Genomic DNA, 24638 nt, shown 5'->3' with positions numbered 1-24638 from the left:
TTAGCCTTGGTCCCATGGCGTTGTTCTTCGACCAGCTCTGGTACGACGCGCGGCTCGCCGAGCGGGGGCTGACGCGGGCGGTGCTGGCCGCCGTGGCCGGCATGACCACCGACGAACTGACCCTGGCCTACAAGGACCAGCGCGAGCTGACGGCGGCCCAGATCGCCGCTTTCGCCGAGCTGCTGGGCGTTCCGCTGGCCGAGGCCGCGCGCCGGGCGGGCGTGGGGGCGCACGTGGCGGCCCTGCCGAAGGAGGCGGTTTCCCTGGAGCAGAAGGTGGCTTCGCTGGAGGCGCGGGTGGCCGCGCTGGAGGCGGAGATCGCCCGCCTGAAAGCCTAGATCTCGGTCTTCTTGATCAGGCCCGCCTTGGGACGGCGGTCGGCCGGGCCGGAATATTCCGTGCCGAGATAGGTCGAACGCGCCGCGTCGAGCACTTCCTGCCCACCGCGCAGGCCGCGCTTCTGGCCGCTCTGGCCCATCAGGTGGGCGGCGAAGGTCGCGAAGGCGCCGCGACGGGGCGGCGGCGGAGCCGGCTGCTCGTCGCGCACGAACGTCACGTCTTCCTCGCCGTCCGCCTCGGGGCGGTCGGCGTCGCGGGGCGCGGGCAGCGCCCGGCGCGCGGCTTGCGCGCGTCGGATGGGGTCGATCGGACCGTTCATGGTGAAGAGTTGTGGTCCACGACGGTTAAGGACGGGTGGGTTTGCTTGGTTAAGGGGCGTTAGCACCCACCCTTTGGCCGTCATCCCGGGCACGAGGCCCGGGATGACGGTTCGTTTTTGAAATAGATCGCGGGCGCGGCCCTACGGCTTGGTCGCCAGCTTCTCGATCTGCTGCTGCATGGCCTCGAGCTGGCGCTTGAGGTCGGCCAGGGAGTCCTCGCTGGGCGGCGGGGCCGGGGCGGCGGGCGGCGGCTCGGCGGGCGGCGGCGGGGCGGCGGCGTCCTCGGGCCGGGCGTAGGCGAACGGCGAGAACATCTTCATGGCCCGGTCGAACAGCGCCATGTTCTGGCGGATCTGCTCCTCGTAGACCCCCATGCCCGGCATGCCCTTGGCGCCCAGGGCCCCGGGGGTCAGGCCCGCGAACTGGCTGCGCATGCGCTCCTGCTGCTTGGTGAAGCTCTCCAGCGACATTTCCAGATAGCTGGGCAGGAAGGCCTGCATGGAATTGCCGTAGAAGCCGATCAGTTGGCGGAGGAACTGGATCGGCAGCAGGTTCTGGCCGCCGCCGCGATTCTCTTCCTCGAAGATGATCTGGGTCAGGACCGAGCGGGTGATGTCGTCGTTGGTCTTGGCGTCATACACGACGAAGTCGATCCCCTCCTTCACCATGTCCGACAGGTGCTCGAGGGTGACGTAGGAAGAAGACGCGGTGTTGTAGAGACGACGGTTGGCGTACTTCTTGATGACGACCTTCTGGCCCGCGCCCTTCTCACCGGCCTTGGCCGAGGGCGTTTCGCCGTTTTCGTTGTTCTCGGACATTTCGTTCCCTAGGACAGCGTTGTCTCCGCCTTTTCGCATCGCACTATCGCGAATGCAAAGGCGAGGCGCCAGTACCGGCGGCGCTTGGAGCTCGCAACATCCCGTGAAAATGTGCGCGTGACGAACGCCACGGCTTTGTGCAAGTTTATGCCGCACTGCAAAATCATGGGCGCCGCAGATGCGAGAAGCGCCCGGAAACACGTCACGGGAGCTATTTCGCCATGAGCGACATCGTCATCGTTTCCGCCGCCCGCACGCCGGTCGGATCGTTCCTCGGCGCCCTTTCCAGCCTGCCGGCCCACGAGCTGGGCAAGCTGGCCATCCAGGCCGCCGTCGAGCGGGCGGGCATCGCGCCGGCCGACGTCGACGAGGTGATCCTGGGCCAGGTGCTGCAGGCCGCCGCCGGCCAGGGCCCGGCCCGCCAGGCCTCGGTCAACGCCGGCATCCCGGTGCAGAGCCCGGCCTGGAGCCTGAACCAGCTGTGCGGCTCGGGCCTGCGCGCCGTGGCCCTGGGCGCCCAGCAGATCGCCGCCGGCGACGCCGACATCGTGGTGGTGGGCGGCCAGGAGAGCATGAGCCAGGCCCCGCACGCCCAGGCCCTGCGCAACGGCCAGAAGATGGGCGACCTCAGCTTCGTCGACACCATGATCAAGGACGGCCTGTGGGACGCCTTCCACGGCTACCACATGGGCCAGACCGCCGAGAACATCGCCGCCCGCTGGCAGATCACCCGCGAGGCCCAGGACAAGTTCGCCGTCACCAGCCAGAACCGCGCCGAGGCCGCCCAGAAGGCCGGCAAGTTCGACGCCGAGATCGTCCCGGTCACCATCAAGGGCCGCAAGGGCGACACGGTCGTCGATAAGGACGAGTTCATCCGCCACGGGGTGACGATCGACGCCGTTTCGGGCCTGAAGCCCGCCTTCACCAAGGACGGCACGGTCACCGCCGCCAACGCCTCGGGCCTGAACGACGGCGCCGCGGCCCTGGTGCTGATGAGCGCCGACGAGGCCAAGAAGCGCGGCCTGACCCCGCTGGTCCGCATCGCCTCGTGGGCCAACGCCGGCGTCGAGCCCGAGATCATGGGCACCGGCCCGATCCCCGCCTCCAAGAAGGCGCTGGAGAAGGCCGGCTGGAAGGCCTCGGACCTCGACCTGATCGAGAGCAACGAGGCCTTCGCCGCCCAGGCCCTGTGCGTGGTGGGCGAGCTGGGCCTCGACCCGGCCAAGGTCAACGTCAACGGCGGGGCCATCGCCATCGGCCACCCGATCGGCGCCTCGGGCGCGCGCATCCTGACCACCCTGGTCCACGAGATGAAGCGCTCGGGAGCCAAGAAGGGCCTGGCCACGTTGTGCATCGGCGGGGGCATGGGCGTGGCCATGTGCGTCGAGGCGGTTTGACGACCACGCCGATCAGACGTCTGTTTTGATTGGCTGTTTCGGCAAATTTTTCATGACGGACGCCATGAGGGCTTGTCCCATGGCGTCCCCCGCGTGCAACCATCGGGGAACACAGCGGAGATCATCATGGCGAGAGTTGCATTCGTGACCGGCGGCACCCGGGGCATCGGTCGAGCGATCTGCGAGCGGCTCGTCGCCGATGGTCTGAAGGTGGCGGCCGGCTATTCCGGCAACGAGGAGGCCGCGGCCGCCTGCGCCAAGAGCCTGGGCGTGATGGTGGTCAAGGGCAATGTCGGCTCGTTCGACGACTGCGCCGCCGCCGTGAAGCAGGTCGAGGCCGAGCTCGGGCCCGTCGAGGTGCTGGTCAACAACGCCGGCATCACCCGCGACGGCATGCTGCACAAGATGACCTACGACCAGTGGTCCGAGGTCATCCGCGTGAACATGGACTCGGCCTTCAACATGACCCGTCCGGTCATCGAGGGCATGCGCGAGCGCGGCTGGGGCCGGATCATCAACATCAGCTCGATCAACGGCCAGAAGGGCCAGATGGGCCAGACCAACTACTCGGCCGCCAAGGCCGGGCTGATCGGCTTCACCAAGGCCCTGGCCCAGGAGAACGCCAAGAAGGGCGTGACGGTCAACGTGATCTGCCCGGGCTATATCGACACCGAGATGGTCGCGGCGGTGCCCGAGGCCGTGCTGGCCAGCATCATCGCCGGCATCCCGGTCGGGCGCCTGGGCAAGGGCGAGGAGATCGCCGACGTGGTCTCGTTCCTGGCCGGCGAGCGCGCGGGCTTCGTGACGGGCGCCACCCTGACCATCAACGGCGGCCAGTACATGGCGGCGTAGGGCGGCCTGAAGCCCCTCATCCCGTTGTCATCCCGGAAGCCCCGCAGGGGCTGTCCGGGATCCAGGGGGCTGGGCGAAGGCTGTGCGGTTGCCCTGGGTCCCGGACAACGCTTCGCGTTTCCGGGATGACAATCTGAATTCACGGCCTCGATGGAGCCGCGAACCTTCCCCTCCAGACGCGACCTAAACGCCACACGCCGCGTCAAAAAGACATGACGACTTGACGAAGACTCCCCGCCGGTTTGAAGATTCCGGCCGGCGGGGAAATTCTTCCAAGCATTTCAGAGTGTCCTTCGGGAAATTGCGTGGCGGCAACAAGGTCTTCTGGGTCCAAGATTCGCCCCACTCGCGGGGCATGACCCTGGGTATGAAGAGTCAATCGGCGGTGACGACGGGGCCAGGACGCTGGGCGATCCTGCTGGCGTTCGCCCTCGCGGCCATCGTCGGTGCGGTTCCCCTTGGCGCGGCCCACGCGCAGTCGAGCCTGCGCGACGCCTTCCTGGGCCACCGCGGCAGCGAGACCCGCAAGTCGCCCGCCCCGCCCGTCGCCCGCTACGTGGCCGCCGAGACCGGCGACGCCTTCATCCTGGACCGCGCGGCGCCCCAGCCGCTGCTGAAGTTCGAGAACAGCTCCGAGATCTGGGTGCTGTCGCCCCAGCCCGCGCCGCGCGGCGACACCATCTACAAGAACGAGCTGGGCGAGCCGGTCCTGCGGGCCAGCAAGCTGGGCGGCATGACCCTGTTCACCACCGAGCGCCCGGCCGGCGACGCCGCCGCCCTGATGGGCAAGGCCAGCTCGATCCAGCCGCCGCCGTTCATCTCGGTCAACGCCCTGTTCCAGCGCCTGGTCCAGGCCAGCGCCCGCGCCAGCCGCGCGGCTCAGCACCGGGTGGCGTTCGAGACCGTCGACGACGCTACCCCCGCCACCTCGGTCCTGGTCGCCGACACCGCCACCGTCACCGCCGAGGCCTTCGAGCGCATGGCCCGCGACGGCGACCGCAACCTGCTGGCCCGCGTCACCCGGGTCCTGCTGGCCGAGGGCCACAAGCCCGGCGCCAGCCTGAAGGGCGGCGACCTGACGGTGACCTACGCCCCCGGCAAGGGCCTGTCGGGCCGCCCGTCGTCCAAGCGGATCATCAAGATCGTCAACAAGTAGGGCCGCCCGTCAGGGCCGGTCGTAGACCCGCACCCAGTCCACCTCCAGCGTGGCGGGCAGGGCCTTGTCGTCAACGCCCTTCCGGCCGGTGATCTCCGGCCAGCGGCCGCCGACCGCCAGATTGAGGATCAGGTGGAAGCGCTGGTCGAACGGCTTGCGGGCGGGCTGGCTGAAATAGGGCTTGCCATCCAGCGACCAGGTCATGCGCTCGGGCGTCCAGTCCAGGGCGAAGACGTGGAAGCCGTCGACGGGGCCCAGGCGGGCGGCGCCGCTCCACATGCGGTTGGCCGCCAGGCTGGGGCCGTGATGCACCGCCCCCTGCACCCGGTCGCGGCAGCCGGGGCAGCGCACGCCCAGGTTCACGGCCTCGGCGATGTCGATCTCGCCCGATCGGGGATAGGGGCCGTAGTTGTCGTGCTCGGGCAGCATCCAGATCGCCGGCCACAGGCCCTGGCCCGCCGGCAGCCGGGCCCGCACGGCGATGCGGCCGTAGCGGAACGAGGCCAGGCCCCGGGTCTGGACCCGTCCCGAGGCGTAGCGCCGGCCGACCTGCTCGGCCGAGGGATCGCCCAGGGGCTTGGCGCGACCGGTCACGGCCCGGCGACGGGCGGTGATCCTCAGCATCCCGTCGGCGACCCGCAGGGCCTGGGCGTCGTCGACATAGCACTGGCGCTCGTCGTTGCCGCCGCCCCAGCAGTCCTGGCTGGGCGTCCACTTGGCGGGGTCCAGGCGCGCGCCGTCGAACTCGTCCGACCAGATCAGGGTCTGGGCGCCGGCCGTGGCGGGCAGGGCCGCGAGGCCGCCGGCCAGGATCGCCAGGCGCCCGCGTCTCATGGGATCGCCACCGAGGTTCGCCCCCCGGCCGGCAGGGCCAGCGCCACCTTCCGCCCCCCGGCCTTGGGCAGCACGATCTCGACGCCCGAGGCCCCGCGCGGCGCGGCGACGTCCAGGACCCAGCCGTCGCCGCGCGGCGAGACGTCGGCCTCCAGCCCGTCGCGGGCCGACCACCAGTCGCCGAACGCCTCGACCGTCCCCATCCAGGCGCGATCGCGCCAGCGGTCGGTCAGCCGGGTCTCGAAGTCCAGCTTCCCGGCCGTGACGTTGGGGTGGATCAGGATCGTCGCCACGCCCTGGCGGCGGGCGATCCGGGCGATCACCGCGTCCGCCGCGTCCAGCCTCTGGTCCAGCGGCGGCTTGGCCTCGTCCTCGATGGTGACGGGGAATTCGAAGATCGGCGTCAGGGCGCCGTCGGCCCGGTCCTGGGTTAGCTGGAACGGCAGGTGGGTCAGGACGGTGTTGGCCGTGATCGACGAGGAGTAGCGATAGCCGGTCGCGGTCAGGGCCTGGGGCAAGGTGAACGGATAGGACAGCCGGCCGGGCCGGAACGACACCACGCGCGCCCCCGCCAGCCGCTCCAGCAGGAACTTCGACACCCGCAACTCGCCCAGCACCGAGCCCTTGCGCACCGTGGCGACGTCCTGGACGAACGGACGGTAGCCGGGATAGCGCTCGCGGCCCGTGCCCAGCGGCATGGCCTCGAAGGCCCCGGCGTGGGCCACGGTGTGGCTGCCGACCTCCATGCCCTGCTCGACCAGGGCGTGGACGTCGCGGATCGCGGCGGCGTCGAAGAACGGCCGGTCGTTGAAGTCCTTCATGTACTTGGTCTGGACGAAGAACGTCCCCTTCAGGCCGCGCTGGCGCAGCATGGCGGCATAGGCCAGGGCGTTGCCGACCGACGGTCCGTAGTCGACGTCGTGGGTCAGCAGGATCGACACCGTCTTGCCCGCCGGCGCGCTGGACACCAGCCAGGGCATGGGCTCGCCGGCGACATAGAGGTCCTTGATCCACCAGAACAGGGTGTCCAGCGAGGGCTCGTAGGCGTTGACATAGCTGCGGGCCATGGACTCGGCGCGGCCGTTCATGGCGCGCTGCGCCAGGTTGCCCAGGTCCACGCCCAGGACGCAGGCCTGGCCCACCACCGTGCGGCAGCTGGCGGCGACCGAGCCGTCGTCGAAGCGGGCCGCCACCTGGGCCGTGCCGGGCGCGTAGCCGACGCTCTCGACCTTGGCCTCGCCATGGCCGGAGATCACGATCTGCGTCTCCTCGGGCGTCGCGCCGGCGGTGGTCCAGGTCAGGCGCGTGCGCTCGCTGCCCTCGCGCCCCGGACCGACGCCGAACAGCTCGTCCAGCCCGCCGCCCGCCAGGTTGAACGCCAGCACCGTCCCGCCGTCGCGGACGTGGCCGGCCAGGCCCCGCAGGTCCGGCGCGGTCAGCACCCGGCCCGAGATGATCGGATAGACCAGCACCACCTTGTGCCTCAGCGCCTTGGCGACGTCCTGGGTGACGGTGATCGGCACGCCCTGGGCGCGCAGGCCGCGGACCAGGCCCAGCCAGCCCGAGTTCGGGTCGGTCACCAGGATCGCCAGCCGATGGTCGCCGCCCCGGTCGAACTGGGCGATCTCGGCGCGGGGCGGGGCGACCATCCGGGTGACGGGCCGGGGTCCGCTGACGCCGGGATAGACGTTCATCGCCGCCGGATCGGGCCGGGAGGCCCACCACCATCCGCCCGCCGCCAGGCCGGCCAGGACCACGACGGCCAGCGCGATCACGAGGCGGGGCTTGGGGGACGTGCGGGGCATTGGGAGGCGTTCCGCGACTCGGACCTCAAGCCCGGGTCCGCCAGAGGACTAACCCCGATGCGAAACGCGCAGTTCCCTTCGGCGGGGCGCGCCTAGCCCAGCCGCTTGCGCACCTGGATGAACAGGTAGGGCTCGAACGGCAGGCTGCGGTATTCGATCTTGTCGACCACGTTGTCGGCCCGCGAGCCCTGGTAGATCGTCCGTTCGCGGGTGACGTTGCGCGAGGTCCAGTTGGACAGGGTGGTGCGCACCGTCAGGTCCGGGCGGGGCTTCCACTCGACGAAGCCCTCGAAATACTGCTCGGCCCGCTGGGTGCGGACCTCGTTGAAGCGGAAGCGGCTGTATTCGTTGGCGCAGCTGGTCGAGACACCCCAGCTCCATTTGCCGCCGGGCATGTCGCGGACGAAGCTGACGCTGCAGACGAACGGCGTGGCGTTGGTGATGCGGCGCTTCTCGAAGGTGACCGGGTCGGTGACCTCGCTGTCGAACCAGGAAAAGCGCGCCTTCACCTGGCCGCCGGAGATCCCCAGCCTCTGGGTGGGCACGGTCGCGGCGATCACGAACTGGTCGGAGCGGCCGTCGCCGATGTTGCTGGGCGCGTCGCCGCCGCCGGGCAGGGGCTTGTAGTCGACGACGTCCTGGATCTCCGAGTGGGTCAGGGTGGCCGAGAGCGAGCCCGCGCCCCAGAACCGCCGCTCCCACGCCACCTCGCCGACCCACGAGCGCTGGGGCTCGAGGTTGGCGTCGGCGCCGTCCTGGCTGCCGGCCGTCAGGTCGGCCGAGGCGATGAAGTCGCCGAAGTCCAGCTGGCCGACCTCGCGCTCGATCCGCATCCGCAGCTGGTCGACGCCGGTGGGGTTCCAGGTCACCACCACCCGGGGCTTGGGGTAGAAGAAGCTGCGCTCCAGGTCCACGCCGCCGCTCTGGGTGATGCGCGAGACCTCCAGTCGCGCGCCGGCCTCGACGTTCAGCTTGGGATTGGCGCGCCAGACCGCCTTGCCGGCCGCTTCGCCGCGCAGCTCCTCGACCTTCACGTGGGGCGGGCCGATGTCGACCGGCGCGCCGTTGGCGGTGTAGCCGATCTCGCCGTCCAGGAAGTTGTAGGCGCCCTCCAGGCCGCCCTCCAGCGACAGGGCGGTCGAGCGGCGCTGCTTGAGCTCGCCGCGCAGGATGCTCTCGCCGGTCTTGTCGCGCTCGCGATAGACCTCGTCGCGCCCTGGGGCGACGAAGGTCGAGCCGTAGCGCTCGTCGCCCAGGTTCTGCAGGAACACCAGCTGCAGGTCGGTGCGGCCCGACAGCTTGGCGTCGTAGCGGGCGCCGAATTCGCCGGTCCAGTTCTTGTCGGTCTCGCCGCTGTCCTGGCGGCCGGGGCCCGGCTCGTACTGGGTGTAGACGACGTCGCGGTCGAACGAGAAGTACTCGATCTTGCCGTTGACGCGGATCTTGCCGCCCGGGGCCGCCCGCTGGATCGCGCCGCGCGCCACATAGTTCTGGATCTGGTCGTAGCCCTTGAGGGCTTCCTTGATGGTCGGGCGGCCGTCGGGGAAGCTGGTCACCCGGGCGCCGCCGTCGAAGGTCTGGTCGGTGCGGTCGACCGTGCCCTTCAGCGAGCCCTCGATCTCGTTGATCCCGTCCCGGCGCGAGGCCTGGAACTCCAGCAGCGGGCCGAACAGGCCGTCGGGATAGAGGTAGGTCTGCAGGTTGGCGACCTTCTCGACCTGGACCGTCGACTTGATCACCACATTGGCCAGGATCGTCTGGCCCTGCATGTCGATGCCCGGCGCGCCGCCGCGGATCAGCTCGACGCGCTCGACGGCCGTGGCCGAGATGCGCGTCAGGATGTCCTGCAGGGTCTCGCTCTTGGTGGTGGGGCGCTCGCCGTTGATCAGCACGTTGCCGGCCGTGCCGGCGAAGCCGCGGGCGCTGTCGCCGCTCTCCAGCCGGAAGCCGGGCAGGCGGTTGACCATGTCCAGGGCGGTGCTGGGATGCTGCTCGGCGAAGAAGCTGGGCGGATAGCTGATCACGCCGCGCTGGGCGTCGGCCGCGGGCGCGGGGACCTCGGGCGTCGCGGCCGGCGCCGCGGCCTGGGCTTCCGGCGCGGCCAGGCCCAGAGCGAAAATGACGGAAGCCAGACTCATGACGCGTTCACCCCCAAAGCGCCCCCGCTTTGTTGGCCGCGAACCTGTGCGTGCGGACGCTTCCGGCCTAGTTACAAAACCGAAAGGTAGATTACATTTGTGAAATGTTTTCGCCGATCACCTTGGCGGTGGGTGGTTTTGTTTGGGGATTCAGAGGGTTACGCCGTCCAAAATCCCTCTCTCTATGAGAGAGGGTGTTTCCTAGACCGCCGTCCCGCCCACGGTCAGGCCGGTGATCTTCAGCGACGGCTGGCCCACGCCCACCGGCACGCCCTGGCCTTGCTTGCCGCAGACGCCGATGCCGGGGTCGAAGTCGAAATCGTTGCCGATCATGGTCACGCGGGTGAGGGCCGAGGGGCCGTCGCCGATCAGGGTGGCGCCCTTGACCGGGGCGGTGATCTTGCCGTCCTCGACCAGGTAGGCCTCGGTGCACTGGAAGACGAACTTGCCGTTGGTGATGTCGACCTGGCCGCCGCCGAAATTGGCGCAGTAGAGACCCTTCTTCATCGAAGCGATCATCTCGGCCGGATCGTCATTGCCCGCCAGCATGCCGGTGTTGGTCATGCGCGGCATGGGCATGTGGGCGTAGGACTGGCGGCGGCCGTTGCCGGTGGCCTTCATGCCCATCAGCCGGGCCGACATGCGGTCGTGCATGTAGCCGACCAGGATGCCGTCCTCGATCAGCACGGTGCGCTCGGTCGGGGTGCCCTCGTCGTCGATCGTCAGAGACCCGCGGCGGCCGGGGATCGAGCCGTCGTCGAACACGGTCACGCCCTTGGCGGCCACGCGCTCGCCGATGCGGCCGGAGAAGGCGCTGATGCCCTTGCGGTTGAAGTCGCCCTCCAGGCCGTGGCCGACGGCCTCGTGCAGCAGCACGCCGTTCCAGCCCGGGCCCAGCACCACGTCCATCTCGCCGGCCGGGCAGGCCACGGCGTCCAGGTTCACCAGGGCCATGCGCAGGGCCTCGTCGACCTGGGCCTGCCACTTGTCCGGAGAAATCCAGGCCGAGAAGCCGGCGCGGCCGCCGGCGCCCGACGAGCCGGCCTCGCGGCGGCCGTCCTTCTCGACGGTGACCTGGACATTGACCCGCACCAGCGGGCGCACGTCGCGCAGCAGCTTGCCGTCGGCGCGCAGGATCTCGACCACGCGGCGCTCGCCGGCCATCGAGGCCATCACCTGGACCACGCGCGGATCGCGGGCCCGGGCGAAGGCGTCGATCTCCTGCAGCAGCGAGACCTTGTCGGAGAAGGCGGGGGACGAGACCGGATCGTCCTCGCCGTACAGCTTTTCGTTGGTGGCGCGCGGGGCCTCGGCGCTGACGCCGGCATAGCCGCGGCGGGCCAGCTTGGCCGAATCGGCGGCGCGGCCCAGGGCGGCTTCGGAAATCTCGGCGGAGTGGGCGTAGCCCGCCGTTTCGCCGGCCACCACGCGCAGGCCGAAGCCCTCGCCGGAATCGTAGGAGGCGCTCTTCAGCCGGCCGTCGTCGAACACGAAGGCCTCGCTCTCGGAACGCTCGACGAACAGCTCGCCGTCGTCGGCCCCGGCCAGGGCCTCGCCCAGGATGGCGCGGGCGCGCTCGGGATCGACGTCGGCCGAGGCGAGCAGGGAGGGGGCGGTGATGGGAGCGTTCATGGCGTCACAGGTAAGCGTTTCATCCGCCGACGTCATCACCCCGGCGACGATTCGGCGCGGGGATGGGAGACGAAACGGGGGACACACACTCGCTCAAATGCCCATGCCGGACCGGCAAGATGGTTTGGGCGAGTGTGTGTCCCCTCCTTTATCACCAGTCCTGGTGCACTTCCCCCGAGCCCGCGACGTTCGAGCTGAGCACGGTCGGCTTGCTGGTCAGGTAGACGTCGCCGCTGCCGGCCACGTCGATCTCGGTCGCGCCGTGCGGGGCGACGTGGGCCTCGCCGCTGCCGGCCAGGGCGATCTTGGCGTCGCCGGTGTCGAGGCTGCGCAGGTCCGCCTCGCCCGAGCCCGAGACCCGCAGGTCGATCTTCCTGGCCTTGCCCTCGGCCTCGACATTGCCGCTGCCGTTGATCTCCAGGGCCAGGTCGGGCTGGTCGTAGGCCTTCAGGTGCAGGTCGCCGCTGCCGTTGACGGTGAAGCTGCGCACGCCGGGGGCGATCACCTCGATCGACAGCTGGTCGCTGTCGCGGCGGGCGTGGAAGGCGATGTCGCCGTCGCCGTCGCGAAGGCCCAGGCGCCCGTTCTCCATCGTCACCCGGTCGACCAGGTCCTTGGGCCCGGTCACCTTGACGCTGCCGCCCGCCCCGGCGGCGGCCTGGGTGAAGGTCACCTCGGCCGGCACGTCGATCTGCAGGGAGTCGGCGCCGCTCCAGGCGAGGTCGCGGGTCGTGGCGTCGCCGCCGTCGCCGTCGTCCGAGCCGTGGCCCACGCGGACGTGGTCATGGTCGTCGCTGATGTCGATGTTCCAGTCGGCGGGGAAGTTCCAGCCGTGCTTGAGCAGTTCCGGCCCGCCCAGGGCGGCGGCCCCGGCGAAGCAGCCGACGGCGAGCACGAAGCTGGCGACGGCGACGATGGTCAGGTTGCGGATCATGGCGGTCCCCTCAGACCTGGGTTTCGATGGCCGGCTTCAGCAGCCGGTAGTGGAGGCGGCCGAACCAGACCAGGCCGTTGACCAGCCAGATGCTCAGCAGGCCGGTGACCGACGCCCAGGCCGTGGCCCCGGCCATCAGGCCGATGCCCAGCAGGAAGGCCACGGCGGGACCGCCGGGCTGGCTGGCGAACGGACCGATCGTGGCCACCGCGCCGCCGGCGATGAAGATGGCGATGGCGGCCATGAAGAAGGCGAACAGCGTCCCCAGGATCCCCATCAGCACGGGGGCCAGGATGAAGATGTCCAGCGCCCCCAGGCCGAGGATGGCGAAGATCGCCCCGGCGGCGGCCGAGGGGTTCTTGGTCTCCTCCCAGCGCTTGACCCCCTGCTCGGCGCGCTGCTCGCGGGCAAGCCTTTCGGGTTCGCCCAGCGCGGCGGCGACTTCGCTCTCGCTGCGGCCGGCCTCCTGGGCGTCGTTGAAGTGGGCCTCGTAGTCGGCGACGATGTCGGCGATCTGGGCGGCGGGCATGCCCGCCAGCCCGCGCTTGAGGCGGGCGAGGAATTCGGCGCGCGTCATGCGGCGGCTCCCAGGATGTTTTCGACGGCCGAGCTGAAGGCCGCCCATTCGGCCTTCTGGGCCGTGAAGCTGCTCCGACCGGCTTCGGTCAGGCGGTAGTATTTGCGCGGCGGACCGGCCTGGGACTCGACCAGATAGGTCTCGACCTGGCCGTCCGACTGCATGCGGCGCATCAGGGGGTAGATAGTGCCTTCCCCCATATCGATGGCCTTGGCCAGCTTGCTGGCGATCTCGTAGGCGTAGCTGTCGGCCTTCGACAGCAGGGCCAGGACGCACAGTCCCAGCACCCCCTTCTTCAATTGGACTTCGATGGCTTCCGTCACGGCGCTAGGTTCCCGTTGCTGGTCACTCTTGTGACGCAAGGTAGTGTTGATTGCAAGGTAGCTGGCGTTACAAGTTAGTAATGGTACGTAGCTCGAAATCGCCCTGAAGGAGGGGTTGTTGAGAGTGGTTCTCAGGTGGAAAGCCTTGACCCAGCGCAAGGCGTCCGAGGGAACGCCTCTGGTGCTTGGCAACCGGGATTGGAGCGCGTATGCACGCCAGCGACCGGCCAGAGACGCCGGGACGAGAAGCCTTCGATTCCCCGTCGCCTGACGAAGTCGATTGCCTAAGTCCCGTGTCGCTGGTCGTATTGTGCATGTCGGCGCGGCGTGGGGTTGATCGCGACGCCAAATCGCCGCCGAAACGGGCCGTGAGGGATATGAAGGCGCAAATTCAGGGGATGCGGCGGAAGTTGACGGGCGTAGCCGCCGTCGCCGCCACGACGATGGCCCTTTCGGGCGTGTTCGCGGGGGAAGCCCTCGCCAAGGGCGCCGAACTGCTGGGTCAGCCGACCCCCGGCGCCTATGACCTTCAGCAGGCGGCCTCGCCGCTGAAGTACGAGGCGATCGCCTTCCACAACCACATCCTGATGCCCATCATCACGGCCATCACCCTGCTGGTCCTGGGCCTGCTGATCTGGATCGTGATCCGCTACAACGCCAAGGCCAACCCGGTCCCGGCCAAGTTCAGCCACAACACCACCGTCGAGATCATCTGGACCGTCGGTCCGGTGCTGATCCTGATGATCATCGCCATCTTCTCGTTCCGGCTGCTGTTCGCCTACAACGACATGCCCAAGCCGTACCTGACGGTGAAGGCCACGGGCTACCAGTGGTACTGGGGCTACGAATATCCCGACCAGAAGATCGGCGAGATCACCTCGGTGCCGCTGAAGAAGGAAGAGGCCGACGCCAAGGGCGTGCCGTACCTGCTGGCCGCTGACAAGCCGATGGTCGTCCCGGTGAACCAGGTGATCCGCGTGCAGGTCACCGGCGCCGACGTCATCCACGCCTTCGCCCTGCCGGCCTTCGGCCTGAAGACCGACGCCATCCCGGGCCGCCTGAACGAAACCTGGTTCAAGGCCGACAAGATCGGCGTCTACTACGGCCAGTGCTCGGAACTCTGCGGCGTCGACCACTCGAACATGCCGATCGAGATCCACGTCGTCAGCCAGGCCGACTTCGACGCCTGGGTGAAGACCAAGACCGCGCCGCCGGCCGCTCCGGTCGCCGCCGCCGCTCCGGCCCCCGCCGCCGGCGCTCCCGCCGCCGCGACCCCGGCCGCCGCCCCCGCTTCCGCTCCGGCCGCGGCTCCCGCCGCGCCGGCGGCCTAAGATACGATTGCAGGATTAAGTCCGATGGCTCACGCCGCTGACATCGATCACCACGACGCCCACAGCGCCGACGAAAAACCGCCCTTCTTCGCGCGTTGGTTCTTCTCGACCAACCACAAGGACATCGGCACCCTCTACATCCTGTTCGCCATCATGGCGGGCCTGGTCGGCGGCGCCCTGTCGGGCCTGATCCGCTGGGAACTGGCCGAGCCGGGCATCCAGATCTTCGGCCCCAACTCGTCGGTCAGCCTGCTGGGCCTGATCGAGCAGTCCAAGCACGGCTACAACGCCGTGGTCACCGCCCACGCCCTGATCATGATCTTCTTCATGGTCATGCCGGCGATGATCGGCGGGTTCGGCAACTGGTTCGTCCCGATCATGATCGGCGCGCCGGACATGGCCTTCCCGCGGATGAACAACATCTCGTTCTGGCTGCTGGTCGCCGCCTGGGTGCTGCTACTGACCTCGATGTTCGTCGACGGCGGCCCGGGCAAGGGCTTCGGCGGCGGCTGGACGATCTATCCGCCGCTCTCGACCACCGGCCACACCGGTCCGTCGATGGACCTGGCGATCCTGGCCCTCCACCTGGCCGGCGCTTCGTCGATCCTGGGCGCGATCAACTTCATCACCACGATCTTCAACATGCGCGCGCCGGGCATGACCCTGCACCGCATGCCGCTGTTCGCCTGGTCGGTGCTGATCACCGCCTTCCTGCTGCTGCTGTCGCTGCCCGTCCTGGCCGGCGCCATCACCATGCTGCTGACCGACCGTAACTTCGGCACCCACTTCTTCGACCCGGCCGCCGGCGGCGACCCCGTCATGTTCCAGCACCTGTTCTGGTTCTTCGGCCACCCGGAAGTGTACATCCTGATCCTGCCGGGCTTCGGCATCATCAGCCACATCGTCTCGACCTTCTCCAAGAAGCCGATCTTCGGCTACCTGGCGATGGCCTACGCCATGGTCGCCATCGGCTTCGTCGGCTTCATCGTGTGGGCCCACCACATGTACACCGTCGGCATGAGCATCAACCTGCGCGCCTACTTCGTAGCCGCCACGATGGTCATCGCGGTTCCGACCGGCGTGAAGATCTTCTCGTGGATCGCCACGATGTGGGGCGGCTCGATCAGCTTCAAGACGCCCATGCTGTGGGCGATCGGCTTCATCTTCCTGTTCACCGTCGGCGGCGTGACCGGCGTGGTCCTGTCGAACGCCGGCATCGACTACAGCCTGCACGACACCTACTACGTCGTCGCCCACTTCCACTACGTGCTGTCGCTGGGCGCGGTGTTCGCCATCTTCGCCGGCTTCTTCTACTGGTTCGAGAAGATGTGGGGCGTGAAGTACAACGAATTCCTGGGCTGCGTGCAGTTCTGGATCATGTTCGTCGGCGTCAACCTGATCTTCTTCCCGCAGCACTTCCTGGGCCTGCAGGGCATGCCGCGTCGCTACGTCGACTACCCGGCCGCCTTCGCGCACTGGAACTACATCTCGTCGATCGGCTACGCGATCACGGCCGTGGGCGTGGTGGTGTTCCTGGTGATCCTGCTGGAAGCCGCCGTCCGTCGCCGCAAGGCCGAGGCCAATCCGTGGGGCGAAGGCGCCACCACCCTGGAATGGACCCTGTCCTCGCCGCCGCCGTTCCACCAGTTCAGCGATCCGCCGGTCATCAAGGCCGACAGCCACTGAACCTGGTAGACTAAGACACGCCTAAACGCGGGGGCGCGGGCCGGATGAAAATCCAGCCCGCGCCCTTCGCCCATCAAGACCTGAAGACCCTTAAGTATTATGGCCCGTACCCCCGTCCTCTCTGGGCATGTCCTGAACCCCGACGCCGAGGCGACCGAAACGGTCCGCCACGCCCGTTGGCAGGACTATTTCCAGCTGATGAAGCCGCGGGTGATGTCGCTCGTCGTCTTCACCGCGCTCACGGGCCTGCTGGCCGCCCGCACCCCGATCCATCCGCTGCTGGGCGCGGTGGCGGTGTTCTGCATCGCCGTCGGGGCCGGGGCCTCGGGCGCGCTGAACATGTGGTACGACGCCGACATCGACGCCAAGATGCGCCGCACGCGCGGCCGTCCGGTGCCCGCCGGCCTGGTCAAGGGCGAGGAAGCCGCCACCCTGGGCGTGGTGCTGTCCATCCTGTCGGTCATGCTGATGGGCGTGGCGATCAACTGGCTGGCCGCGGGCCTGCTGGCCTTCACCATCGTGTTCTACGCCGTGGTCTACACCATGTGGCTCAAGCGCTGGACGGCCCAGAACATCGTCATCGGCGGCCTGGCCGGCGCCCTGCCGCCCGCCATCGGCTGGGCCGCGGCCACGGGCCACGCGCCGCTGAACGCCTGGCTGATGGTGCTGATCATCTTCCTGTGGACCCCGCCGCACTTCTGGGCCCTGTCGCTGTACATCTCGACCGACTACGCCAAGGCGGGCGTGCCGATGCTGCCGGTGGTCAAGGGCGCCAAGGAGACCCGCAAGCAGGTCCTGCTCTACAGCCTGATCCTGATCCCGATCTGCGTGGCCCCGGTGTTCACCGGCCTGGGCGGCTGGCTCTATCTGGCCGTCTCGGGCCTGGGCGGTCTGGTGTTCCTGGTCCTGGCCTGGCGGGTGTTCGCCAGCAACGCCGGCGACGCGGCCGACCCGCGCCCCGCCGACCGCGACCTCTACGAGGTCAAGGACGAGGCGCCGGCCCCCAAGAACGAGACCGCCGACAAGAAGGCCCTGGCCGGCGGCGCCAAGAACGCCCGCAACCTGTTCGCCTTCTCGATCCTCTACCTGTTCGCCCTGTTCGCCGCCCTGCTGGCCGAGGCGGTGCTGGGCCTGCCCACCCTGGAGCTGCCGCTATGAGCCGTAAGGACCTCGATCCCGCCGCCAAGGCGCGCGGCGGCCGCAACATCGCCCTGGGCCTGGGCCTGGCGGCGTTCGTCATCCTGGTGTTCGTGGTCACCGTCGTGAAGCTGGGAGGCAATGTTGGCCCCCACTTCTAAGGACCGCCTGTCGCCCGAGGACCTGGCCAAGATCGAGGCCGACAACAAGGTCGGCACGCCCGACCGTCCGGCCAAGCGCGGCCACGGCAAGGTCGCCCTGCTGTGCGGCCTGGCCTTCTTCGGCATGGTCGGCGCCGCCTACGCCGCGGTGCCGCTGTACAAGCTGTTCTGCCAGGCCACGGGCTTCGACGGCACGGTGCGCAAGGCCGTGGCCAAGCCGACCAAGGTGCTGGACCGCAAGGTCGAGGTCCGCTTCGACGCCAATGTCCGGACCCTGCCGTGGGACTTCCAGCCCATGCAGACCAGCCAGCAGATCCGCATCGGCGACACCGGCCTGGCCTTCTACAAGGTGACCAACCACGGCGACAAACCGCTGACCGGCCGGGCGCTGTACAACGTCGTGCCCGAGCAGGCCGGCGCCTATTTCCAGAAGCTGGAATGCTTCTGCTTCTCGAACCAGACCATCGAGCCCGGCCAGACGGTCGAGTTCCCGGTCGTCTACTTCGTCGATCCCGGCTTCGTCACCGACGCCGACACCAAGGACAAGCAGACGATCACCCTGTCCTACACCTTCTTCCCGGCCGTTCCGGACGCGCCCGGGAAGAAAGACGCGGCCTCGCCGCCCCGTATCGTCGAACCCCTTGGCGGCAAGCCGCCGAGGGCGCTATAGCGTTTCACACATGAGTGCGTCGGGCGGGGGAACTTGCCGGGGCATTCCGAGGGATTAAAGGGTTAGCACGCACATGGCCCACGGCGCCGTCAAACACGACTATCACATCCTGCCCCCCAGCCCGTGGCCGTTCGTCGGCTCGGCCTCGGCCACGCTGATGGCCATCGGCCTGATCGCCTGGATCAAGGGCGGCGTCTTCGGCATCGAGAAGGGCCAGTGGTGGCTGTTCGCGACCGGCCTGGCCGGCGTGCTCTACACGATGTTCGGCTGGTGGCGCGACGTGGTGAAGGAAGCCAACGCCGGCGACCACACCCCCGTCGTCTCGATCGGCCTGCGCTACGGCATGGTGCTGTTCATCGCTTCGGAAGTGATGTTCTTCGTGGCGTGGTTCTGGATCTTCTTCGAGATGGCCCTGTTCCACCATCACCGCACCCTGTCGGGCATCGAGGAAGTCCGCGCCGCCTGGGCCACCTGGCCGCCGGCCGGCGTCGAGACCGTCTCGCCCTGGCACCTGCCGCTGGTCAACACCCTGACCCTGCTGCTGTCGGGCACGACCATCACCTGGTCGCACCACGCCCTGCAGCAAGGCGACCGCAACGGCGCCAAGTGGGGCCTGATCCTGACCATCCTGCTGGGCGCGCTGTTCACGACCATCCAGGTCTACGAGTACAGCCACATCAACCACGAGCACCTGTTCTACTCGGAAGCGGCCGCCAATTCGGGCCTGTACGGCTCGACCTTCTTCCTGGCCACCGGCTTCCACGGGTTCCACGTGTTCGTCGGCACCCTGTTCCTGATCGTCTGCCTGATCCGCCTGCTGAACGGGGCCTTCACGCCCAAGCAGCACTTCGGCTTCGAGGCCGCCGCCTGGTACTGGCACTTCGTGGACGTGGTCTGGCTGTTCCTGTTCGCCTTCATCTACGTGATCTTCGGCGGCTCGCCGCACTAGATCATCCGCTTCGAGAGGGCCCGGAACGCCAAGCGGTGTTCCGGGCCTTTTTCTTTTCCGGACCCTCTCCCATGAGCAAGACCAACCCCTACCTCGCCGGCGCGACCGGCCATTGCCCGAACTGCGGCGAGGGGATGCTGTTCGACGGGTTCCTGAAGGTCTCGCGCACCTGCGAGGCCTGCGGCTTCGACCTGGGCGCCCACGAGACCGGCGACGGGGCGGCGACCTTCGTGATCCTGATCGCCGGCTTCCTGTGCGCCTTCGGGGCGCTGTTCTCGATGTTCGCCTTCGCCTGGCCGGTGTGGCTGCTGCTGGTCGTCTGGCTGCCGGTCACGCTGATCGCCTGCCTGGCCCTGATGCGCCCCGCCAAGGGCCTGATGGTCGCCGCCCATATCGCCAACCACGCCTCCGAGGCCGGCCGCCACGATGTCTGACGCTCCCGCTCCAAAAGACCGCCGCTTCCCGATCGGCCTGACCATCGCCACCCTGATCGCCTTCGCCATCCTGTGCGGCCTGGGGACCTGGCAGGTGAAGCGCCTGCACTGGAAGGAAGGCCTGCTGAAGCGGATCGAGGCGCTGAAGACGGCGCCGGCCCAGCCGCTGGACGTGGTGCTCAAGGCCCATCGCGCGCCGAAGGACCTGGAGTGGACGCGGGTCACGACGACCTGCCGGCCGGAGGGGGGCTTCAGCTTTCCGATCCCGCCGCGCTACGCCCTGCGCGACGGCGAGATCGTCTGGCGGGCGATGGACACCTGTCGGCCCCAGGGACCGAACGGCCCCGTGTTCCTGGTGGACCGCGGCTATATCGAGGCGTCCAGCGGCGCGATGACCGCGCCCGCCTTCGCCTCCGCGCCGCCGGTCCAGCTGACGGGCATCCTGCGGACCGCCGCCATGCCCAAGATGGCCATGCCCAGCCAGGCCGAGATCGAGAAGGCGGCCCCGCCTCCCAGCCCGAAAGCCGAGGGCGCCGACGCCGTCGTCGACGAGATCATCATCACCGGACAGCGCTTCGAGCCGATGATGATCGTCGTCGAACACGAGACGCCCGCCGCCCCCGGCCTGACCCCCGCGCCGCTGCCGGCAGAAATTTCCAATCGGCACCTGGAATACGCGCTTACGTGGTTCGGTCTTGCCGTAACCCTGCTGTTTATCTATGCCGCCATGCTCTGGCGGAAGATGAGATCCTGATGCGCTACGTTTCGACCCGGGGCGAATCCCCCTCGATCGGTTTCCTGGACGCGGTCCTGGCGGGCCTGGCCCCCGACGGCGGCCTGTACGTGCCCGAGCGCTGGCCGACCTTCAGCCCTGAAGAGATCGCCGCCTTCGCGGGCCAGCCCTACGCCCGGGTGGCCGCCGCCGTGGTCGGCAAGTTCGTGGGCGACGACATCCCGGCCGACGACCTGCAGCAGATGTGCGACGAGGCCTACGCCACCTTCGCCCACGCCGCCGTCGCGCCGCTGAAGCAGCTGGCCCCCGGCCGCTTCCTGCTGGAGCTGTTCCACGGCCCGACCCTGGCCTTCAAGGACGTGGCGATGCAGCTGCTGGGGCGGCTCTACGACTATGTCCTGTCGCGCCAGGCGCGGACCATGACCATCATCTGCGCCACCTCGGGCGACACCGGCGGCGCGGCCGTCGAGGCCTTCCGCGGCCGCTCGCACGCCCGCATCGTGGCCCTGTTCCCCGAAGGCCGGATCAGCGAGGTCCAGCGCCGGTTCATGACCACGGCCACCGACGCCAACGTCGCCTGCGTCTCGATCCAGGGCTCGTTCGACGACTGCCAGGCCATCGTCAAGCAGGCCTTCCAGGACGACCAGTTCCGCCACGCCGTCGACCTGTCGGGCGTCAACTCGATCAACTGGGCGCGGATCGCCGCCCAGAGCGTCTATTTCTTCACCGCCGCCGTCGCCCTGGGCGCCCCGGCCCGCAAGGTGGCCTTCGTGGTGCCCACCGGCAATTTCGGCGACGCCTACGCCGCCTATGTCGCCACCCGCATGGGCCTGCCGGTGGCCCGCGTGGTGGCGGCCACCAACAGCAACGACATCCTGGCCCGGGCCTTCGAGGAGGGCCGCTATTCGCGCGGCGCCGTGGCCGCCACCCAGAGCCCGGCCATGGACATCCAGGTGGCCTCCAACTTCGAGCGCCTCTATTTCGAGGCCGTGGGCCGCGACGGGGTCGAGACCGGCCGCGCCTTCCGCGCCTTCGCCGGCACGGGCGTGCTGGACATCCCGCCCAGCGCCCACGCCAAGATGCGCGAGCTGTTCCAGGGCGCCTCGGTCAGCGAGGCCGACACCGCCAAGACCATCCTGTCGACCCTGAACGAGACCGGCGAGGTCATCGACCCGCACACCGCCGTCGGCGTCGCCGCCGCCCAGGGCCTGCGCCTGGCCGACCCGGCGACCCCGGTCGTGGTGCTGTCCACCGCCCACCCGGCCAAGTTCCCCGAGGCGGTGTCGGCCGCCGCCGGCGTCGTCCCGGCCACCCCGCGCGCCACCCCGGATCTGTCGAAGAAGCCCGAGAAGTTCGACCGCCTGCCGGCCGACGCCGAGACCGTGAAGGCCTTCGTGCGGATGTTCGCGGCGAGCTGAACCAGGCGCCTGGGGGGCGAGATGGGCGATACGCGGACTTTCCGTTTCGAGGGGCGGTGGAAGGAAGAGCTGGTCGTCGTCGGACCGGCGGGCAAGTTCGTCCTCGAACTGGTGGCCGGGGTCGCCTATCTCCCGCCCGAGGACGTCTGGCGCGGCTCGGCGCCCGCCTGGGCGGCCGATCTCTGGGCCACGCTGAAGACCGAGCTGGAAGACTGGGGCCCGGCGCACGGCGTGACGCTCGGCATCGATCCGACGGCCACGGTCGCGCCCTTCTACGAAACGCTGGTCGAGAAGCGCTCGCGCGCGGCCGCGCGGCGATGGCTCTGGAGCTTGCTGGCGCTGGGGCTCCTGGCCGGCGCCGCCTGGCTCCTGGGGCGCTGAGAGGCGCTTGGCCGCACGCGCCGCCCTGGCGCCCGGGGCTCCGCCCCGCTATGTGCGTGGGCAGATGAACATCGCCACCACCCTCCACACCCTCGAAAACGGCGTCCGCGTCGTCCATGACCCGATGCCGGGCCTGGAGACCATCGCCCTCTCCGTCGTCGCCGGGCGCGGCGCGGCCTACGAGGATCCGGCGCGGTCCGGCTGGTCGCACCTGCTGGAGCACATGGTGTTCAAGGGGGCGGGCGGACGCTCGGCCCGCGACATCGTCGAGGTGATCGAGGCCGAGGGCGGCCAGATCAACGCCGCCACCGGCTATGAGCGCACCAGCTTCCAGGTCCGCGCCCTGAAGGGCGGCCTTCCCCTGGGCATGTCGGTCCTGTCCGACCTGGTCCTGCGCCCCACCCTCGACGCCGGCGACCTGGTCCGCGAGAAGCAGGTCGTGGCCCAGGAGATCGCCGAGGCGGCGGATGCGCCCGACGACTACGTCTTCGACCTGGTCCAGGCCGCCGCCTGGGGCGACCACCCGCTGGCCCGGCCGATCCTGGGCACGGTCGACAGCGTCAATGCCGCCACCCCCGAGGGCCTGTCGCACTGGCGCGGCCAGCTCTACGCCGCCGATCGGCTGATCGTCAGCTGCTCGGGCGCCGTCGACCTCGACGAGGTGCTGGACCTGGCCCGCCGCGAATTCGGCGCGATGCCCGCCGCCCCCGGCGCCCTGGCCAGCGATCCCGCCGGCTTCATCGGCGGCCGCAAGAGCGAGGCGCGCAAGCTGGAGCAGGCGCACCTGGTGTTCATGCTGCCGGCCGTCAGCGCCCGCGAGGACGACTATTTCGCCCTGCGCATCTTCGCCGAGGCCCTGGGCGGGGGCATGTCGTCGCGCCTGTTCCAGGAGGCCCGCGAGAAGCGCGGCCTGGCCTACAATATCGACGCCTACGCCGACACCTACGCCGACGCCGGCGCCCTGGGGGTCTATGCCGGCTGCGCGGCCGGCGACGCGGCCGAGACCGCCAAGGTCTGCGCCGAGCAGATCGCCCTGCTGGCCGCCCGCATCGACGACGCCGAACTGGCCCGCGCCAAGGCCCAGCTGAAGGCCCACATGTTCATGGCCCGCGAACAGCCCCTGTCGCGCGCCGAGCAGGCCGCCGGCCAGGCCCTGATGTTCGACCGCCTCTACACCCCGGCCGAGCTGGCCCAGGCGGTGGACGCGGTCACGGTCGACGACCTCCAGCGCCTGGGCCGCACGATCCTGGGCCCCGGCAAGGCCGCCAGCGCCATCCTCGGCGCCAAGGCGGCGCTGAAGGCGGGGGACGTGTTCGGGGCGGCGCTGGCTTAGAAACCGCTCTCCCAAAGGGAGAGGGAGGAAGCGTCAACAGCCAAGCTCTCGTAAAAAGTGTCCATCTCAATCAGGACTTGTGCTTGAATGGCTCCTTGGGCGACGAACGCCTTCGGAGGGAACGAGATGACGGGACGCTGGATCACCGTGGGCCTCTGCGCGCTGGCGCTGGCCGCCTGCCACAAGAAGGAGGCCGAGAAGCCGCCGGCCCCGAAGGTCGAGACCCCGGCCACGCCGCCCGCGGCTCCGCCGACCACCACCACGACGACGGAAACCACGCAGACCACCACCCCGCCGGCCGACACGCCCGCCACGCCCCCACCGGCGGCGGGCGACGCGACGGCGACCGTCCCGACCCCGCCGGCGCCCGGCGAGACGCCGACCACCACGCCCGACGCCCCGGCCACCTTCGTGCCGCCCAAGGTGATCAAGCTTCCGCCGCGCCCGCCCATCCGGCTGCCGCCGGGCGCCGTGATCCGGCCCGCCAAGACCCAGGCCCAGACCAAGGCCGAGCGCGACATCCTGGGCCTGTGGGTCGAGCAGAAGCGCCACAACGCCATCCTCAACTTCACCACCGACGGCGCGGTCGCCTATCGCGAGAAGATCACCGACACGCCGAAATGGACGGGCCACTGGAAGGCCGGCTCCGACGGGGTGGTGCAGTTCGACCTGGCCATGGCGGGCGCGAACGGCGGCCTGCAGTTCTCGGCCTATCCGACCGCCGCCCAGATCATGGCCGTCGCCCCGCACTGGACCAAGGAATGGGGCGGCTCGGGGCAGTATGCGTACGAGCGGATGAAGTAGGCCGCCTCCGGAATCCCTCTCTCAAAGAGAGAGGGATTCAAAGGGGGGCGACGCTCACAGCCGTCCGCGCCGGCCGCCCTTCAGCTTCTCCAGAGCCCGCGGCGCGTGCTCGGCCTTGGCCGGCGTCGTTCGCGGCGTCGGTTCGAGCAGGGCCACCTTGCGGCCCATGACGGCGATCGCGCCGATGGCCTTGGCCCGGTCGAGGGCCTCGCGGATCTCGACGGGATCGACGCTGCGTTCGATGATCGCCCAGGCGGCGTCCAGCGCGTCCATGAGCTTGGTCTGCAGGGCCTGGCGCCAGGCGATGGCCGGGGTCAGGGGCGGAGCGGGGGTGTGTTGGGTCTGGATCATGCCGATAGGATGCGCCCGCCCCGGAGGGTGGGGATCGGAAACGTGCGTTTTCGTGTAGGGCGTTGAATTCGTTGAGGGCGGGTTTGGAAGTCGCGGGGATAGAGGCGCCGCGGCCGACTTGGGGG

At 69.4% G+C, this 24638-nt stretch carries 26 protein-coding genes; 16 read left to right on the top strand and 10 right to left on the bottom strand.

The window, feature by feature from the left end; translation table 11 throughout:
• Positions 1-14 precede the first annotated feature (14 nt).
• Positions 15-338, top strand: a complete 324-nt coding sequence (locus BR39_RS0106085) for a DNA-binding protein (RefSeq protein ID WP_029908747.1) — start codon at positions 15-17, stop codon at positions 336-338.
• On the opposite strand, the gene BR39_RS0106080 is transcribed toward BR39_RS0106085, so the two are convergent.
• Positions 335-658 (bottom strand): hypothetical protein, encoded by a 324-nt coding sequence (locus BR39_RS0106080; RefSeq protein WP_029908745.1) that lies wholly within the window; start codon positions 656-658, stop codon positions 335-337. The genes BR39_RS0106085 and BR39_RS0106080 overlap by 4 nt on opposite strands.
• 141 nt (positions 659-799) lie before the next feature.
• A complete protein-coding gene (gene phaR / locus BR39_RS0106075; RefSeq protein WP_029908743.1) occupies positions 800-1477 on the bottom strand; it encodes a polyhydroxyalkanoate synthesis repressor PhaR in 678 nt (225 codons plus the stop codon).
• A 221-nt stretch (positions 1478-1698) separates the two neighbouring features.
• Here phaR and BR39_RS0106070 point away from each other — a divergent pair, with 221 nt between their 5' ends.
• From BR39_RS0106070 to BR39_RS0106060, 3 genes are all read left to right on the top strand, one after another.
• Positions 1699-2874, top strand: coding sequence for an acetyl-CoA C-acetyltransferase (locus tag BR39_RS0106070; RefSeq protein WP_029908741.1), 1176 nt, complete (start codon positions 1699-1701; stop codon positions 2872-2874).
• Positions 2875-3000: 126 nt separating this feature from the next.
• Complete coding sequence (locus BR39_RS0106065) at positions 3001-3726, top strand: beta-ketoacyl-ACP reductase (protein WP_029908739.1); 726 nt, start codon at positions 3001-3003, stop codon at positions 3724-3726.
• A 367-nt stretch (positions 3727-4093) separates the two neighbouring features.
• Positions 4094-4882 carry a DUF4908 domain-containing protein gene (locus BR39_RS0106060; protein WP_231499406.1) on the top strand — a complete coding sequence of 263 codons (789 nt, stop codon included), beginning with the start codon at positions 4094-4096 and terminating at the stop codon, positions 4880-4882.
• A 9-nt stretch (positions 4883-4891) separates the two neighbouring features.
• On the opposite strand, the gene BR39_RS0106055 is transcribed toward BR39_RS0106060, so the two are convergent.
• From BR39_RS0106055 to BR39_RS0106025, 7 genes are all read right to left on the bottom strand, one after another.
• Positions 4892-5716 (bottom strand): family 16 glycosylhydrolase, encoded by an 825-nt coding sequence (locus BR39_RS0106055; protein ID WP_029908735.1) that lies wholly within the window; start codon positions 5714-5716, stop codon positions 4892-4894.
• Positions 5713-7521: a polysaccharide deacetylase family protein gene (locus tag BR39_RS0106050; RefSeq protein ID WP_029908733.1), complete on the bottom strand. Its 1809-nt coding sequence runs from the start codon at positions 7519-7521 to the stop codon at positions 5713-5715. Before BR39_RS0106050 ends, BR39_RS0106055 begins: the two co-directional genes overlap by 4 nt.
• Positions 7522-7613: 92 nt before the next feature.
• Positions 7614-9659, bottom strand: coding sequence for a TonB-dependent siderophore receptor (locus BR39_RS0106045; protein ID WP_029908731.1), 2046 nt, complete (start codon positions 9657-9659; stop codon positions 7614-7616).
• 201 nt (positions 9660-9860) lie between these two features.
• Positions 9861-11291, bottom strand: coding sequence for a metalloprotease TldD (gene tldD, locus BR39_RS0106040; protein ID WP_029908729.1), 1431 nt, complete (start codon positions 11289-11291; stop codon positions 9861-9863).
• A 151-nt stretch (positions 11292-11442) separates the two neighbouring features.
• Positions 11443-12225, bottom strand: a complete 783-nt coding sequence (locus tag BR39_RS0106035) for a GIN domain-containing protein (protein ID WP_029908727.1) — start codon at positions 12223-12225, stop codon at positions 11443-11445.
• Between the two features lie 10 nt (positions 12226-12235).
• A complete protein-coding gene (locus BR39_RS0106030; protein WP_029908725.1) occupies positions 12236-12802 on the bottom strand; it encodes a DUF1700 domain-containing protein in 567 nt (188 codons plus the stop codon).
• Positions 12799-13125, bottom strand: a complete 327-nt coding sequence (locus BR39_RS0106025) for a PadR family transcriptional regulator (RefSeq protein ID WP_029908723.1) — start codon at positions 13123-13125, stop codon at positions 12799-12801. Before BR39_RS0106025 ends, BR39_RS0106030 begins: the two co-directional genes overlap by 4 nt.
• 377 nt (positions 13126-13502) lie before the next feature.
• On the opposite strand from BR39_RS0106025, the gene coxB reads away from it, so the two are divergent.
• The 12 genes from coxB to BR39_RS0105965 all read left to right on the top strand — a co-directional run bounded on the left by coxB (position 13503) and on the right by BR39_RS0105965 (position 24162).
• On the top strand, positions 13503-14456 hold the full coding sequence (coxB, locus tag BR39_RS0106020; protein ID WP_029908721.1) for a cytochrome c oxidase subunit II: 954 nt from the start codon (positions 13503-13505) through the stop codon (positions 14454-14456).
• Positions 14457-14480: 24 nt separating this feature from the next.
• Positions 14481-16142 (top strand): cytochrome c oxidase subunit I, encoded by a 1662-nt coding sequence (gene ctaD, locus BR39_RS0106015; RefSeq protein ID WP_029908719.1) that lies wholly within the window; start codon positions 14481-14483, stop codon positions 16140-16142.
• Positions 16143-16241: 99 nt separating this feature from the next.
• The gene (locus tag BR39_RS0106010) at positions 16242-17300 is read left to right on the top strand and encodes a heme o synthase (RefSeq protein WP_029908718.1); all 1059 of its coding nucleotides are present in this window, start codon (positions 16242-16244) and stop codon (positions 17298-17300) included.
• Positions 17297-17440, top strand: a complete 144-nt coding sequence (locus BR39_RS26690; RefSeq protein ID WP_018061469.1) for a hypothetical protein — start codon at positions 17297-17299, stop codon at positions 17438-17440. Before BR39_RS0106010 ends, BR39_RS26690 begins: the two co-directional genes overlap by 4 nt.
• A gap of 31 nt (positions 17441-17471) precedes the next feature.
• Complete coding sequence (locus BR39_RS0106000) at positions 17472-18110, top strand: cytochrome c oxidase assembly protein (RefSeq protein ID WP_051695335.1); 639 nt, start codon at positions 17472-17474, stop codon at positions 18108-18110.
• Between the two features lie 73 nt (positions 18111-18183).
• On the top strand, positions 18184-19059 hold the full coding sequence (locus BR39_RS0105995; RefSeq protein ID WP_029908714.1) for a cytochrome c oxidase subunit 3: 876 nt from the start codon (positions 18184-18186) through the stop codon (positions 19057-19059).
• A gap of 71 nt (positions 19060-19130) precedes the next feature.
• Positions 19131-19493, top strand: coding sequence for a DUF983 domain-containing protein (locus tag BR39_RS0105990; protein ID WP_029908712.1), 363 nt, complete (start codon positions 19131-19133; stop codon positions 19491-19493).
• Complete coding sequence (locus tag BR39_RS0105985; RefSeq protein ID WP_029908710.1) at positions 19486-20247, top strand: SURF1 family protein; 762 nt, start codon at positions 19486-19488, stop codon at positions 20245-20247. Before BR39_RS0105990 ends, BR39_RS0105985 begins: the two co-directional genes overlap by 8 nt.
• Complete coding sequence (thrC, locus tag BR39_RS0105980) at positions 20247-21644, top strand: threonine synthase (protein WP_029908707.1); 1398 nt, start codon at positions 20247-20249, stop codon at positions 21642-21644. Before BR39_RS0105985 ends, thrC begins: the two co-directional genes overlap by 1 nt.
• Positions 21645-21665: 21 nt before the next feature.
• Entirely contained in the window at positions 21666-22025 is a 360-nt protein-coding gene (locus tag BR39_RS0105975; RefSeq protein ID WP_197026648.1) for a hypothetical protein, read from the top strand.
• 64 nt (positions 22026-22089) lie between these two features.
• Complete coding sequence (locus BR39_RS0105970) at positions 22090-23358, top strand: pitrilysin family protein (protein ID WP_029908703.1); 1269 nt, start codon at positions 22090-22092, stop codon at positions 23356-23358.
• Positions 23359-23484: 126 nt separating this feature from the next.
• The gene (locus BR39_RS0105965; protein ID WP_029908702.1) at positions 23485-24162 is read left to right on the top strand and encodes a hypothetical protein; all 678 of its coding nucleotides are present in this window, start codon (positions 23485-23487) and stop codon (positions 24160-24162) included.
• Positions 24163-24216: 54 nt separating this feature from the next.
• Here the strand turns inward: BR39_RS0105965 and BR39_RS0105960 are convergent, their stop codons facing one another.
• Positions 24217-24513, bottom strand: a complete 297-nt coding sequence (locus tag BR39_RS0105960) for a hypothetical protein (protein WP_029908699.1) — start codon at positions 24511-24513, stop codon at positions 24217-24219.
• Between the last annotated feature and the right edge of the window lie 125 nt (positions 24514-24638).

Origin of the sequence: Caulobacter sp. UNC358MFTsu5.1, from assembly GCF_000712075.1 — a bacterium.
In the GTDB taxonomy this organism is placed as follows: domain Bacteria; phylum Pseudomonadota; class Alphaproteobacteria; order Caulobacterales; family Caulobacteraceae; genus Caulobacter.
This window is presented reverse-complemented; position numbering and strand designations above follow the sequence as displayed.

Excerpts from the sequence above, each read along its gene's own strand:
- BR39_RS0105985 (WP_029908710.1), top strand. The coding sequence starts at position 19,486 with ATGTCTGACGCTCCCGCTCCAAAAGACCGCCGCTTCCCGATCGGCCTG.
- BR39_RS0106050 (WP_029908733.1), bottom strand. The coding sequence starts at position 7,521 with ATGCCCCGCACGTCCCCCAAGCCCCGCCTCGTGATCGCGCTGGCCGTC.
- BR39_RS0105995 (WP_029908714.1), top strand. The coding sequence starts at position 18,184 with ATGGCCCACGGCGCCGTCAAACACGACTATCACATCCTGCCCCCCAGC.
- tldD (WP_029908729.1), bottom strand. The coding sequence starts at position 11,291 with ATGAACGCTCCCATCACCGCCCCCTCCCTGCTCGCCTCGGCCGACGTC.
- BR39_RS0106030 (WP_029908725.1), bottom strand. The coding sequence starts at position 12,802 with ATGACGCGCGCCGAATTCCTCGCCCGCCTCAAGCGCGGGCTGGCGGGC.
- coxB (WP_029908721.1), top strand. The coding sequence starts at position 13,503 with ATGAAGGCGCAAATTCAGGGGATGCGGCGGAAGTTGACGGGCGTAGCC.
- BR39_RS0106055 (WP_029908735.1), bottom strand. The coding sequence starts at position 5,716 with ATGAGACGCGGGCGCCTGGCGATCCTGGCCGGCGGCCTCGCGGCCCTG.
- thrC (WP_029908707.1), top strand. The coding sequence starts at position 20,247 with ATGCGCTACGTTTCGACCCGGGGCGAATCCCCCTCGATCGGTTTCCTG.
- phaR (WP_029908743.1), bottom strand. The coding sequence starts at position 1,477 with ATGTCCGAGAACAACGAAAACGGCGAAACGCCCTCGGCCAAGGCCGGT.
- BR39_RS0105970 (WP_029908703.1), top strand. The coding sequence starts at position 22,090 with ATGAACATCGCCACCACCCTCCACACCCTCGAAAACGGCGTCCGCGTC.
- BR39_RS0106080 (WP_029908745.1), bottom strand. The coding sequence starts at position 658 with ATGAACGGTCCGATCGACCCCATCCGACGCGCGCAAGCCGCGCGCCGG.
- BR39_RS0105975 (WP_197026648.1), top strand. The coding sequence starts at position 21,666 with ATGGGCGATACGCGGACTTTCCGTTTCGAGGGGCGGTGGAAGGAAGAG.
- BR39_RS0106045 (WP_029908731.1), bottom strand. The coding sequence starts at position 9,659 with ATGAGTCTGGCTTCCGTCATTTTCGCTCTGGGCCTGGCCGCGCCGGAA.
- ctaD (WP_029908719.1), top strand. The coding sequence starts at position 14,481 with ATGGCTCACGCCGCTGACATCGATCACCACGACGCCCACAGCGCCGAC.
- BR39_RS0105965 (WP_029908702.1), top strand. The coding sequence starts at position 23,485 with ATGACGGGACGCTGGATCACCGTGGGCCTCTGCGCGCTGGCGCTGGCC.
- BR39_RS0106035 (WP_029908727.1), bottom strand. The coding sequence starts at position 12,225 with ATGATCCGCAACCTGACCATCGTCGCCGTCGCCAGCTTCGTGCTCGCC.
- BR39_RS26690 (WP_018061469.1), top strand. The coding sequence starts at position 17,297 with ATGAGCCGTAAGGACCTCGATCCCGCCGCCAAGGCGCGCGGCGGCCGC.
- BR39_RS0105960 (WP_029908699.1), bottom strand. The coding sequence starts at position 24,513 with ATGATCCAGACCCAACACACCCCCGCTCCGCCCCTGACCCCGGCCATC.
- BR39_RS0106060 (WP_231499406.1), top strand. The coding sequence starts at position 4,094 with ATGAAGAGTCAATCGGCGGTGACGACGGGGCCAGGACGCTGGGCGATC.
- BR39_RS0106065 (WP_029908739.1), top strand. The coding sequence starts at position 3,001 with ATGGCGAGAGTTGCATTCGTGACCGGCGGCACCCGGGGCATCGGTCGA.
- BR39_RS0106010 (WP_029908718.1), top strand. The coding sequence starts at position 16,242 with ATGGCCCGTACCCCCGTCCTCTCTGGGCATGTCCTGAACCCCGACGCC.
- BR39_RS0105990 (WP_029908712.1), top strand. The coding sequence starts at position 19,131 with ATGAGCAAGACCAACCCCTACCTCGCCGGCGCGACCGGCCATTGCCCG.
- BR39_RS0106070 (WP_029908741.1), top strand. The coding sequence starts at position 1,699 with ATGAGCGACATCGTCATCGTTTCCGCCGCCCGCACGCCGGTCGGATCG.
- BR39_RS0106085 (WP_029908747.1), top strand. The coding sequence starts at position 15 with ATGGCGTTGTTCTTCGACCAGCTCTGGTACGACGCGCGGCTCGCCGAG.